Here is a 12833-nt window from a genome sequence, read left to right as displayed (position 1 = left end):
TCCGAAACGATCAAGTTAAGGAGATTCTGCCATTTAAAGGTTGCCTTGAGGGTTCTGTGGATTGGCGGGTATGGCGCTATTGGTATGTCGCCCTGGAAATTGGGTTGCCGAGTGGGGGAACTCAGACGTCGTTTAAGTCCAAGTCGGCGGGGCCAGGACGGCAGCCATCCAGGACGGTCCTGCGCACATGAGTGATCGCCTGCGTTGAGGGACTATCCATTAGTCAACGGAAATGAATTAGGGTTAGCGCCCCCAAAATGCTTCCTCCACTTGCTGCTCTCACGACTAATAAATGGGAGCACTCTGAATCCACGATCTGCTTCAAATCTTCCATTGTCATCGCTTGAGCGTTTTTGGAAAGCTGTGGGCCGATATGCGTGCCCTGGTGCCGGACAGCAAAATAACCACCATTGCGCCTGACTTGCTCACAATGTGCCGGGCTGATGCTCAGCAGATCGCATAGTCGGTCGAAGCCAGGCGCAGCCCGTACATTGTGAAAGGAGCGCTCCGAATGTGGAGATCGAATAACGCCCAATGCAGTGGTGCAAAGCCGGGTATCGGTGCCGACGCTTTCACAGCGATTGGAGGCTGGCTTCGATGGTCGTGACCACACGGTTACGGCCTTCGTGTTTAGCGTGATACAGGCGTTGATCGGCTGCACGCAGAATGGCCTCGATGGTGTCGCCGTCGCGACCGGATTGCGATACGCCGATGCTCACTGTGACCACGGTTAACCGCTGCAGGCCATGAAAAGAATTATTTGCGACGGTGCTTCGCAAACGCTCAGCGATTACGTGCGCGCCTTCAAGTGAAGTCTGCGGTAGCAGAATCATGAATTCTTCCCCGCCCACTCGGGCTACGCCGTCATACGGCCGGATCGAATCGAGGCATTTCTCCACGAAATCCTTCAGGATGTCATCGCCAACCTGATGCCCGAAGCGATCGTTGATGGACTTGAAATTATCCAGGTCGAGTGCCAACACGGAGAACGGCTCACCGCCGCGCTTGGTCCGGCCCATTTCGACTTCGAGCCGCTCCATGAACCGACGCCGATTATCAGCGCCAGTCAGTGGATCGGTGGCCGCAAGGTGCCCGAGTTCTTGATTGGTGCGCTGGAGTTCCTGCAGGGCGCTCTCGGCATACGCCATCGCTTCGGCAAGACGCACCATCAACTCCTCTTGGCTGTAAATCTTCGAGAACGACCGCGTAGTGAGGAACGCTTGCACGACCCCATAGCTCAACATGAAGAACCCACCGGCGAAGATCGCATGAGCGAGCCACCACATGTGGTTCCACGGCCGTGCAAGGATGAAGGCAAGCGATGACAACGCGAACGCGGTGACCGAGACGACAAAAATCATCATTAGTGGCGAACGGATACGGCGCAGCAGGAGTATTACCACGGTCAATGTGGAAAGAATGAGGGCAGCACCTTCCATCGAGAGGCGCACCGCGAGATTGCCGGCGATCGGTGAATTCGCGACGTACGCCACTGCCACGTCAACCAGCAGGAACAGTCCTATCCAGGTCAACCAAGGGCGGGCCTTCATTCGTTGGTCCGCGGCATCAGGTGGGCGGTGGTACGACAGCATTCCGATTAACAACAGAATCGACATGACCAGTCGAGAGGCCGGTCCATAAAGCAGGAATAGCCAGATATTGTGGTGTGCTTGCCCGGTGAACGCACCATGCAACGCGTAGATCAGTACAAAACCGAGAAAACCAAGCGTCATCCATCGCAGCAGCGGATCTCCCGATGACTGATAGCAGCGCCACGTGACGTAAGTCACAAACAAGCCCGCCAAGGTGGCTGCTGTGATCGCAAATATATGGAACAGGTGGTTCTCGAATATAAGGGTGGGGTCTTGAAAGACGTATAAGTAGCCAATCAGATAGGCCGGAACAAACGCAAACCCTGCGAGCAGCAAGTAGGCGTAAACCTTGACCATCAGGCGAACGGCTTCAGGTGGCTCGCCGGTGGCGATGAGATTGCTCATGGTTCCCTCCAATTTTGAATCTATTTAGCCAGCACCGGTCCGGTGTTGGCTCCAAAGCCGCCTGCATGCCAAGGGTCCCTAGCCTCATTACGCGGGTAGGAGATGGACCGATCTATGGCAATTCAATATTAGACTCCTTCCCGATTTCTGCTGCACCAGCGGGTAAAAATGTTCACGCGACGAAATTAATCAATAAGGAATGTCTCAGTGTTCTCATCGGCGATTTTCGGTCAGTCGTGAGAGGTAGAAACTGGCCGTTATATGCCTGATGTAGAGGCAGTGCCGCGGTCCGGAAAAGAAACCGCGGCGACCGATCAATCAGGCGGCGGGGAGCAGGCCTTTCTGTTTGGCGACATGAGTCGCCAGTGCGTCCATCAAGTCCGGGGACAGGCAGTCATAGGGTTCCAGGCCGATCGAGCGCAGGCGCTCGCGGATAGCCTTCATTTGCGCTGGCGGTGTGCCGGTTTCGATGATGGAGGATACGAACGCCGCGAATCCCGGCGCAGCCCATCCGCTCTGTGGCGAAAGCTCGGTGTGGACGAAGTCCAGGCCATAAAACGCATGGTCCTTGTTCTCGATGCGCCCAAAGAGATGGACGTGACACTGCTTGCAGGCGTGGCGCTGGATGGTGGCGGTTTCGTCGACAATCGCCAGTTTTTCGCCGTGGGCAATGACGCTGACCTTATCTCGAGGCACCACGGCGATGACGGCGAATGTCGCGTTTTGTGGTTTCCAGCATTTGCTGCAGCCGCACGCGTGGTTATGCAGCGTTTGTGCGTCGATTTTGACCTCGACCTTGTCGGTCGCACACAGGCATTGCAGGGTGCCGCCTGCGAAATTCGCGGCGGCGGGTTGGATACCATTGTCCAGTGCAGGGTGAAGTTGCAAGGTGCTCATGCTGGCGTCTCCGTTTCAGGGTGGCAGACAAAAGTGCCTGGGCCGTGCCCCAGACCGGTAGTTCATCGGAACTCGATGACGGCGCGGCTCGATTTGCCTTCATGCATCAGATCGAACCGCGGCGGATTTCGAAAAGGACACAGTGCATAAACGAGTGACCTCCTTCGGTGCGACCGGTCGGTTACTCAGATCAAGAATAGTCTGCGATGACGCCTCGAGCGCGGCTCGGGCCAGCGCACGGACGAGTGTGCCGAATTCGACGCTGGCGCGAGCCAGGCGCGGTACCCCACTTGACGCATCAATGGTCACGCTGCGGATCGTTTGCAGGGCCGGACATGAGAAGGCAAAGCGACACGGTTTGCGCACACATTACGGAGTCATTAGCAGCGTGTTCATGGTCTGCTCTTGGCCGATTGTTGCCGGTCGCGAAGGGTTGCAAACGACTCAAAGCAGCCAGTGAATGGAGCGTTGGAAAATGAGAGCTAAGCTTTCTTCTAATGTCGGGCTTATTGAGCAGATTGGGCTTTCCGTCCATGGCGTATAACCGCCTTCAGCGGTCACCATGCCGTTACAACATCCTGTCTGATCAGAAGGCAAGCGCGAGAACAGGGAGTGCTATCCACCAGCCCCGCGGAGGCGCTATCACCCCCCTGCGGTCTATTTAGATTTAGCGCTTCACAACAGCCTCGGAGGGGAGCCAATGAAACGCTTCGTAATGCTCATCGCGATCTCTTTGCTTACCACTGCTTGTCAGAGCACAAATGATAACGGCATCACCCGGCTTGATAATTGTGTCTGCTATAAATCGTCCGAGGGACAACAATCGCAGCTATCGCAAACGGCATGGAAAGACCCCGAAGTGTTGCAGAAACAATTCTCACATTGCATTTGCCGAGCCTTGGTTGACCTGAAGAAGGTCGATGATCCCAGCAAATTTTTCGTGCCCGGAACCGAAATAAGAACGGAACTGAAATAAAACAAGTGTTGTGGTCTAGCAGACTCAGCTTTTGACTTGTTCAGTGCGTTTTCACACAACTTCGGTCGATTGCGGCCGTTCGTGACAGTTCGGTTTTGGCCGGAAGCGGCCTTGGCACGAACGTCCGCTTCTGGCTGTGGATTCAACCGGTCGATGCAACAGATTGGCTAAATCGTTCAGCAGGCGTTCGTAATCGGGATCTCTTCCCTTGAGGTATTTTTCGATTAGTTCTTTGAGTGATAAACGAGCCTGCGGGTCTGTTAGCACGCTTTATTTCTCCGGCAAAACTGTGACTTCATCCACCGTAATGACAGAGGGATTGCGCGGTTTTGGGATGAGTCGTTGCGAGCCACCCGTTCAGCATTCAGGGTGCGCTTTGGTGTTTGCGATCACTCACTAAAGGTGGTGTGGCGTGCGAAACAGGCCGGAACTGTCTGGGCTCAACGTCCATTTTCAACGTAGGGGCCCAAGTAGAAATCTTGCGTATCCCAGTTGATTCGATAAATCACTTCTTTCCCTGGCTTGATGTTGGCCGGGACAGTTTTGATCGCGACACCCGTACATAATCCAGTCTCGGCGAGCCCGGTGCCGAGGTTCACCTCACCGGCAGGCAAAACGAAAGATGCCTTCTGACCGGGACCTATCTTGGCTGCGCGCTGACCATCAATGTAGAACACGATGTCACATCCCGAACCGACAAACCCGTCATCACGGAAAATGGTCAGGCGTCCCGGGCCTTGTGTACCCTGGCTGTTGATCGCGTACATCTGACTGGCTGGCACTGGCCGCGCTTCAGAAACCCGCATAGGTGACGTTGCGCACCCGCCCAAGGCCAGAAAGAGCGCCCCCGTTGCGATAATCCTTCGCATGATTTTTCCCTCCTGAAAAAGGGCAATGTATCAGAGCGTCACACTGCTTTGCTTCATAAAGTCATTCGCCAAAAACACCATCGCCCGGTACTACCAGGAGTGGCTGCTTTCGGCTTGAGTTGACACCCGCCAACCCTGTTCAGTCGCGCGTAGATTCCGGTTCTTCCAGGTGATCGATGTGCTTGAAGCGCTCGACCAGGAAATCGATCAGGCTGCGTACTCGCGCCGACAGGTGCAACTGTTGCGGATACACGGCGTAGACATCGGCGCGGGTGGGGGTCTGATCTTCCAGCACCAGGCGCAAGCGGCCACTGCGCACGTAACGGGCGATGTCCCATTCGGCCCGCAGCAGAATGCCGTAACCTTCCAGCGCCCAGTTCAGGGCCACTTCACCGTCGTTGCAGCCTAACGCTCCGCGCACTTTGATGTTTTGCGTGCGCCCGCCATTGGTGAAACTCCATACGCCGTAAGGCGTTTCGTTTTGCCGCAGGAAGATGCAGTTGTGTTGCTGTAAATCCGCCAGGCGTTGGGGCACGCCATGTTGTTCCAGGTACAGCGGCGAGGCGCATAACAGACGGCGATTGGACGCGATCTTTCGGGCATGGAAAGCGGCGTCCGGCAGCGTGCCGAAACGAATACCCAGGTCAAACCCGTGAGTCGTCAGGTCGAGCGGGTGGTCGCTGATTTCCAGTTGTATTTCCACCTCCGGGTACTGCGCGAAGAACGCGCCCAGGGCCGGGCCGATGTAGCGCCGACCAAATCCCAGCGAAGCGTTGACGCGGATCAGGCCTTTAGGCGTCGCCCGACTGCTGCTGATCAGCTGCTCGACCTCATCGATCTGCGTGAGGATGCGCGCGGCATGGGAAAAATACAGTTCACCTTCCGAGGTCAGGCTCATCGAGCGCGTGGTGCGGTTGACCAGACGGATGCCGAGCCGTGCTTCCAGCGCGGTCAGGCGTTTGCTCACGGCCGGCGGGGTGACGCCCAACTCGCGAGCCGTCGCCGCGAGGCTGCCTTTGTTGGCCAGCAGGTAGAAAAATGACAAATCCAGGGTCTGGCTCATTGGTAACTCAAATTCATCTATGTAGTGATTTGGAGTAACTCACGCTCATTTGTTCACTACATATACTCCGCTCACACCCTGATTGAACACCCCCGTTCGACAGGCACAACAAGAACGTGACGAGAGTGGAGTTAATTGATGAGCGCCTACAAAATTGCTGCAGTTCCAGGTGATGGTATCGGAGTAGAAGTGATCGCTGCGGGCGTCGAGGTGCTGCAAGCCTTGTCGAAGAAGTCCGGCTTCGAACTGGATTTCAAACACTTCGACTGGAACTCGGATAACTACCTTAAAAACGGCTACTACATCCCGGAAGGTGGCCTGGAAGAGCTGAAAACCTTCGACGCCATTTTCTTCGGTGCTGTCGGTGCGCTCAACGTACCGGATCACATTTCGCTGTGGGGCCTGCGTCTGCCGATCTGCCAGGGCTTTGACCAGTATGCCAACGTGCGTCCGGCTCGCGTGTTGCCAGGGGTTAAAAGCCCGCTACTCAATGGTGATCAAATCGACTGGGTCGTGGTGCGTGAAAACTCCGAGGGCGAGTACTCCGGCAACGGCGGTCGTGTCCACCGGGGGCTGCCCGAAGAAGTCGCCACCGAAGTGTCGGTGTTCACCCGGGCCGGGGTGGAGCGCATTCACCGTTTCGCCTTCGAACTGGCGCAAAGCCGTCCTCGCAAACACTTGACCATGGTCACCAAATCCAACGCCCAGCGACATGGCATGGTGCTGTGGGACGAGATCTTCTACGAAGTTGCCAAGGATTTTCCGGACGTCAAAATCGACAAGGAATTGGTCGACGCCGTGACCACGCGCATGGTGCTCAAACCGTCGACGCTGGACGTGATCGTCGCCACCAACCTGCACGCCGACATCCTGTCCGATCTGGCCGCCGCGTTGTCCGGCAGCCTGGGCATCGCGCCGACCGCCAACCTGAACCCCTCGCGCAAATTCCCCTCGATGTTCGAACCGATCCATGGCTCGGCCTTCGACATCACCGGCAAGGGCGTCGCCAACCCGATCGCAACGTTCTGGACGGCGGCGATGATGCTCGAACACCTGGGCGAAGCGTCTGCGGCGAAGCACCTGATGTCGGCCATCGAGGCGGTGACCGAGAGCGGTCTGCATACCCCGGATCTGGGCGGTACGGCCACCACCCGCCAGATCACGGATGCTGTCATCGAGTTGATCAAACGCTGATTCAAGCGGCGGCACAACGCCAAGGGGCTGATCACCGATCAGACCCCTTGGCTTTCCTGACAACAATAAAAAATCAGGGCCCTGTCATGAAAAGAATATTCGGCAAACTTTACGTACAAGTGCTCATCGCCGTGATCCTCGGCGCCATCGTCGGGGTACTCGTGCCCGAAACCGGAACAGCGCTCAAACCCTTGGGCGACGCGTTCATCAAACTGATCAAAATGCTCCTCGCCCCGGTGATCTTCCTGACGGTGGTCACGGGCATCGCACGCATGGAGAACATGAAAGAGCTGGGGCGCGTCGGCTTTCGTGCGCTGATCTATTTCGAAGTGGTGTCTACCCTGGCGCTGGTCGTCGGCCTGGTGGTTGTGGACGTGTTCAAACCCGGCGTCGGCATGAACATCGATGTCGCCACGCTGGATACGTCCAGCTTGGCCACCTACACCAGCGCCGTGAAGCATGCGTCGTTCATGGACTTTGTGATGAACATCATCCCCGACACCATCGTGGACGCCTTCGCCAAGGGCAACGTGCTGCAAATATTGCTGTTTTCCATTTTGCTGGGCGTTGCCCTGGCGCATGTCGGACCTCGTGCCAAGGCGTTCGTCGACACGCTGGACAGCCTGATGCAGGGCATGTTTCGCATCGTCAACATGGTCATGCGTCTGGCACCCATCGGCGCCTTCGGGGCGATTGCCTTCACCATTGGCAAATACGGCTTTGGCTCGCTGTTCTCACTCGGCAAGCTGATGGCCTGTGTCTACCTGACCTGTGCTGTGTTCGTGATTTTTGTACTGGGCCCGATCTGCCGTTACAGCGGATTCAGCCTGTGGAAGTTTCTGAAATTCATCAAGGAAGAACTGTTCACCGTCCTGGGCACCAGCTCTTCGGAATCGGTGCTGCCGCAAATGATTTCCAAGATGGAAAAGGCCGGCGTTTCAAAACCCGTCGCTGGTCTGATCATTCCCTCGGGCCTGACCTTCAACCCGGACGGTCAGGCGATCTATTACACCATCGCCGCCATCTTCATCGCGCAGGCCACCAACACACCGCTGACCCTGACGGATCAGTTGATCGTTCTGGCCGTGCTGATGTTTACCTCCAAGGGATCTGCCGGGGTCACCGGCTCGGGATTCATCATTCTGGCTGCGACGCTATCGTCCCTTGGCACCATTCCGGTGGCGGGCATGGTGCTGCTGTTGGGCGTCGACCGGTTCATGTCGGAAGCGCGTGCGATCACCAACACCATCGGCAATGGCGTCGGGACAATGGCCATTGCCAAATGGGTCGGAGCGCTGGACACCGTGAAAATGCACAAGGCGTTGAATGGTGAGGTCGAAGGGGACAAACCCGCGACGGCTCAGGCAGAGGTTATTTCTGCTCACTCAGTGCTGGGAACAGGTTCCGTGCTGCCAGCTCTCCAAAAAGCCTCTCAGGCGTAACGTGTGAGGCGCTGAACAGTGTGATGTTCAGCGCCTGCCTTGCTCAAAGTTTGTAGCCGATCTGCCGCAACAGGTTCTTGCGCCACAGGATGTCTTCCTCGCCTTCAATGCCACGGGCACAGTAGCCATCCACCACGCCCAGGATCGCTCGCCCTTGGTCGGTCTCGGCGAGAATCACCTCAGTCGGGTTGGCCGTTGCACAAAAAATACGGCACACCTCTGGAACCATTTTGACGGCGTTCAACACGTTTACGGGATAGAAGCCATCGTCGAGGAAAATGATGAAGCTATGGCCTGCGCCGATGGCTTGGGCATTGCTCCGGGCCAGTTCGATCATGGCGGTATCGGTGCCGGACCAGCGCACCAGGCATTTGCCGGAGGCTTCGCAAAAGGCCACGCCAAAGCGGATACCTGGCACGGTATTGACCAACGCTTCGTGGATGTCCTCGACGGACTTGATGAAGTGGGTCTGACCGAAAATGAAGTTGGTCGCTTCCGGTTTATCGATTTTCAACGTGATGAGTTGCATCTCGAACGCCTCCTTTCACGATGTCGTTACTCTTCAGCCTAGCGTGAGAACGGGCCGGGCGTTGCGCATCGCCGCGTTTGATACTTGGACATACAAAGCACCCCGGTGCTGACACAGTGCAGATACATCAGTGCGGTTTCATGGGCCAGCCCCACACTCATAGCGAGAATTGCCATGTACCGCAAACTGCAGCATGTCGCGAAGTTCCTCAGCCAGAGCGCGCGTTTAATGGTTGGCGTGCCCGACTACGACAATTACGTGGCGCAAATGGCGCTCAATCATCCCGGCGAGCCGGTCATGAGCTATTCGGCGTTTTTCCGGGAGCGTCAGGAGGCCCGTTTCGGCCGTGGGAAATGTAATACCCGTTGCTGCTAGAACTTCGCATAGTTCAACGCATCGACAATGGCCGAGCCGCCGATACCGGTCAGCGACAGCAGCAGCGCCCGGATCAGCGGGTCTTCCGCGTAGCGTGAGAACGCGCCGGTGCTGAGCGTCGCGACCCGCTCGCGGATTATCTTGAACTTGCCGTAGCAGGGCGTCGTTTCAGGTGTTTGCAGCAGGTAGGCGTCAAGTCGTTGCAGTGCAAGCGTGCGGGATTTTTCCGCGGCACGGCGCAGCGATAGCGCTGAGACCAGCAGTACCAGCGCCGTCAGCAGGTAGGAAATGACCAGGCTGGGCGGTGTCGGCCAGTTATCGAACAGGCTGCTGCGCGATGCGAACAGGATCAACATGACCACCGTCGGCGCATAGATCAGACGATTAACGGCCGAGGTGCGCTTGGCGATCAGCTGCAAATCCATCCACTCGTCGATGCACGGGTGCCGGAGCATGCCAAAGGTCTTCTTGTGCTCCATCTGCAAGGTGCCTGGCCAGATCGCATGATGTTCGCTGAGATGGCGGATGAATCGCGTCAGCAGCAGGTTGGCATCCATGACCCAGAACACCAGCACCTGGAACGTCAGGCTGGGGATCAGCCAACTCATCATCCACCACATCGATGCGCCGCGAACGGGCATGCCCTCCATGGGCCAGATGACAAACAACACGCTGGTGACCACGACGTAAACCCACGTGGCAAGCAGGGCCCGCAACATTCGGGCGCCGAAGGAGCCGCAGACGCAGTGCTCACCCCAGAAGCGAGCAATGACGATCATCTTGCGCCCGTCCGTGCAAGCGGCCTGTGCCGGTGCGCAGGACTTTGACCATTCGTCGCTGGCGGTCAGCAACGGGAAGAAAATCTTCAGCAGGCAGTGCCCCAGTTCGTTGCACCAACGGCGCAATGTCCAGCCTTTGCCCCGGCGAATCAAGCCTCGAACCTGTCCCCACAACGTCATCTCATATTTGCGCATGTGCAGGCGTAAATGATACGTGGCTTCGATCTCGGTCCGGTTGATGCGCAGGTTGCGCCAGCCCCATGCCAGTGCCGAGAGGGAGATCAGCACGGCCAGCAGCCGCAGTGCCACGGTGGGCCAGGCACTGATGCCTTCAAACAGGAACATCGGCTCACCCAGTCCGTTGTCCGTCAATGTGCTGCGCATCTGGTACGCCAACATCAGCGCGAGGATGAACATGACCAGAGGGACCACGATGTACCACGCCCGGGAGTCGTATAAGCCCGTGCTCATGCTGGCTGTCGAGTCCTTGGCCATCGCCAGTTGCCTCGCGGAGCGCCGGGTCAGGTTCGAGGAAATGATCCCCAGCAATATCAGCACGAACGTGAACCAGAGAAACTCCGCATGCCAGAACCGCGTGGCGATGAATGCGCAGGCCGCCGCCACCATAAACAGCGTCATCGGCACGCCGCGCACCCAGGCCAGCCGTGCGTCATGCTCATCTTTCGGGCCCTCGATGCGCCACCAGACGATGAACCCGCCGAGTATCAGCAGGGTGATCGTCAGTGGCCCGGCCCAGTAAAATGATTGGGCTTGCTTGAAGCGGTCGCGAATGGATTTGGAGGGTTCAGGGTAGGGCGGTGGCGAGGGGTCCTGGAGGCAGCGCAAAGCCATCAGATCGTGCGGACGTACGCCTCGATCGGACTGCGATTGGGTCGGTGCCTCGCAGCTTGCCGGGCGTGACGCGGTCAGCCGGCTCGCCAGAGGAATGAAGCCGCTGATCCCCACTTCATAGATGCCCGGCGAGAGTAGCTCCGATTTTGAATAGTCGAACTTCGCGCGCTTGGCGTCGAAGGATTGCGGCGCCAGCGCCGCCAGTACCGAGATGAACACCGCGCTTTGCAAGCTGTCGCGAAACGGCGGCACATCCTGTTGCAGGGCGCGTGTCAGCGTTAGCCCGTAAGGGGCGGCGAGTATCAGGTTGCGCGTGGTTTGCGCCTGGCCCCGTTGCAACATGCGCGCATCGAGGTCGGTGGAAAAGTACAGTTTGTACGGCATCCGACTCTTCAGCGCTTGCAGCACCAGGAGCTTGTCGTAGGCATCGACGCCCAGTACGCCAATCGCGCCGATGCCGCTTTCGCCGTTGCGTCGATAGGCAGCGTCCTCGCTGGCGATATGGTCGGCGAGGCGCCGCAGGTAGTCGAGCTGGGAGTTGCCGTCGGATTTCTCCAATGGACTGAGATCAAATTGGGTGGTGTCTTTGTTTTTACCGGGATCGGTACTGGCGCTCTTGTCGTTGCTCGCGGACTCTTCCGGGAGGCGTCCGTCCAGGCCGCGTAGATAGCTGAAGCGCAAAATCCACTGATCGACCACATCCCTATGGTTTTTTTCGTCGCTGCCCAGGCGGGCATCTCTGGCCACCTGTGTCTTGAAGCTTTCGATCAGTGCGCGGCTGTAGAAACTGTCCCACTCGGAAATTAAAGCGATACGGTGACCGCTGCGGCGAAGATCTCGGGTGCACGGTGAGCCGATCCGTCGCAGCTTGTCTTCGCTGCAACGCACGCCCGTGGCCGGGTCCACGCGGCGCAACTTCAGCTCTTCCAGCATCAGTTGCGTCATGGTGCCGTCGTCACTGACGGTGCGCAGCAACTTCATGGGTTGTCTATTCGCAAGCGGTGGTGAAAGCTTCGGGTACCCGCGATCCAGTGTCTCGTTATCGGCCGTGGCCAGCGGTGAGTAGATTTCCACATTCGGTGTGGCCTTGCCGATGTCCTGGTCCTGGAACATGTCACGCAGGACGGTTGAGGTGGAAGGGCCGATGACCTTCAGGACAACCGTGTCGGGTGGCTCGGAACACGGTTTTGGAGCGCACGCCAAAGCCATTTTATTTTTCAGGGTCTCGCGTAGCGTTTCGAGCGATTGCAGCGGCGTTGAGTCGAGCGCGTCCTGTTTGACCCAGAACACAATCGTTCGGTCAGGCGGCGGTGGCGCGCCCTCAAGTGCCGTCGGTGGATCGAAGGGGTTGGAGACGAACACTTCATAGGGCGCGTCGACGAAAGCGGCTTGCTGCGGAGCATCCAGCGACAGGTTGGCGGCGAGTCTCAAGCAATGGATGTATTGCTCCTGATCCGGCACCCGGTGGGAATTCTTGAACCCTGCGAGCAGGGCATAACGAATGCGCCGGCGCCGCTCGACTTCATCGGCGTAAGGGCCGCCTTCGACCAGCGCCACCATGATGTCGGGCGCCGGCTTTTCACCGGCCAGGGGAGAAAGATCAGGGCTGCAAACATGCTCGGCATCCGGGTTCTTGCTGTCGGTGAGCTTCTTGCGATAACGCTCCACCGCGTCGAAAGGGTCTTGCCATAACCGGGCTTCGATGGGCAGTTGCGCCTGGAACTGTGCACCGATCGGCCGCGGTTCAAGGAACGGTTCGCGGTTGAGGGCGAACATCGATACCACCAGACTCAGGATGACCGCACTGCCTGGCAGCCAGAAAGCCAGGTTAGTGCCAGAACCCTTGTTGTCCATGGCCTG

At 57.8% G+C, this 12833-nt stretch carries 10 protein-coding genes; 4 read left to right on the top strand and 6 right to left on the bottom strand.

Features of this window, described 5'->3' with window-relative positions; genetic code table 11:
- Positions 1-572 precede the first annotated feature (572 nt).
- Positions 573-1997 carry a GGDEF domain-containing protein gene (locus tag JFU47_RS29175; RefSeq protein ID WP_201187622.1) on the bottom strand — a complete coding sequence of 475 codons (1425 nt, stop codon included), beginning with the start codon at positions 1995-1997 and terminating at the stop codon, positions 573-575.
- A gap of 318 nt (positions 1998-2315) precedes the next feature.
- The gene (gfa, locus tag JFU47_RS29170; RefSeq protein ID WP_201187620.1) at positions 2316-2894 is read right to left on the bottom strand and encodes an S-(hydroxymethyl)glutathione synthase; all 579 of its coding nucleotides are present in this window, start codon (positions 2892-2894) and stop codon (positions 2316-2318) included.
- A gap of 700 nt (positions 2895-3594) precedes the next feature.
- Between gfa and JFU47_RS29165 the strand changes: the two genes are divergently transcribed.
- Positions 3595-3870, top strand: a complete 276-nt coding sequence (locus tag JFU47_RS29165; protein ID WP_201187618.1) for a hypothetical protein — start codon at positions 3595-3597, stop codon at positions 3868-3870.
- 440 nt (positions 3871-4310) lie between these two features.
- On the opposite strand, the gene JFU47_RS29160 is transcribed toward JFU47_RS29165, so the two are convergent.
- Both JFU47_RS29160 and JFU47_RS29155 read right to left on the bottom strand, forming a co-directional pair.
- On the bottom strand, positions 4311-4739 hold the full coding sequence (locus JFU47_RS29160; RefSeq protein ID WP_201187615.1) for a hypothetical protein: 429 nt from the start codon (positions 4737-4739) through the stop codon (positions 4311-4313).
- Positions 4740-4878: 139 nt separating this feature from the next.
- Complete coding sequence (locus JFU47_RS29155) at positions 4879-5802, bottom strand: LysR family transcriptional regulator (protein WP_201187614.1); 924 nt, start codon at positions 5800-5802, stop codon at positions 4879-4881.
- Positions 5803-5940: 138 nt separating this feature from the next.
- Between JFU47_RS29155 and JFU47_RS29150 the strand changes: the two genes are divergently transcribed.
- Positions 5941-6996, top strand: a complete 1056-nt coding sequence (locus tag JFU47_RS29150) for a tartrate dehydrogenase (protein WP_140679327.1) — start codon at positions 5941-5943, stop codon at positions 6994-6996.
- Between the two features lie 86 nt (positions 6997-7082).
- Entirely contained in the window at positions 7083-8438 is a 1356-nt protein-coding gene (locus JFU47_RS29145; protein ID WP_201187613.1) for a dicarboxylate/amino acid:cation symporter, read from the top strand.
- A 43-nt stretch (positions 8439-8481) separates the two neighbouring features.
- Here the strand turns inward: JFU47_RS29145 and JFU47_RS29140 are convergent, their stop codons facing one another.
- On the bottom strand, positions 8482-8967 hold the full coding sequence (locus tag JFU47_RS29140) for an adenosine-specific kinase (RefSeq protein ID WP_201187612.1): 486 nt from the start codon (positions 8965-8967) through the stop codon (positions 8482-8484).
- Positions 8968-9141: 174 nt separating this feature from the next.
- Here JFU47_RS29140 and JFU47_RS29135 point away from each other — a divergent pair, with 174 nt between their 5' ends.
- Complete coding sequence (locus JFU47_RS29135; RefSeq protein ID WP_033054429.1) at positions 9142-9342, top strand: YbdD/YjiX family protein; 201 nt, start codon at positions 9142-9144, stop codon at positions 9340-9342.
- Here JFU47_RS29135 and JFU47_RS29130 read toward each other — a convergent pair.
- A complete protein-coding gene (locus JFU47_RS29130; RefSeq protein ID WP_201187611.1) occupies positions 9339-12827 on the bottom strand; it encodes a hypothetical protein in 3489 nt (1162 codons plus the stop codon). The genes JFU47_RS29135 and JFU47_RS29130 overlap by 4 nt on opposite strands.
- Between the last annotated feature and the right edge of the window lie 6 nt (positions 12828-12833).

Origin of the sequence: Pseudomonas sp. TH39(2020), assembly GCF_016650715.1 — a bacterium.
Lineage (GTDB): Bacteria > Pseudomonadota > Gammaproteobacteria > Pseudomonadales > Pseudomonadaceae > Aquipseudomonas > Aquipseudomonas mandelii_C.
This window is presented reverse-complemented; position numbering and strand designations above follow the sequence as displayed.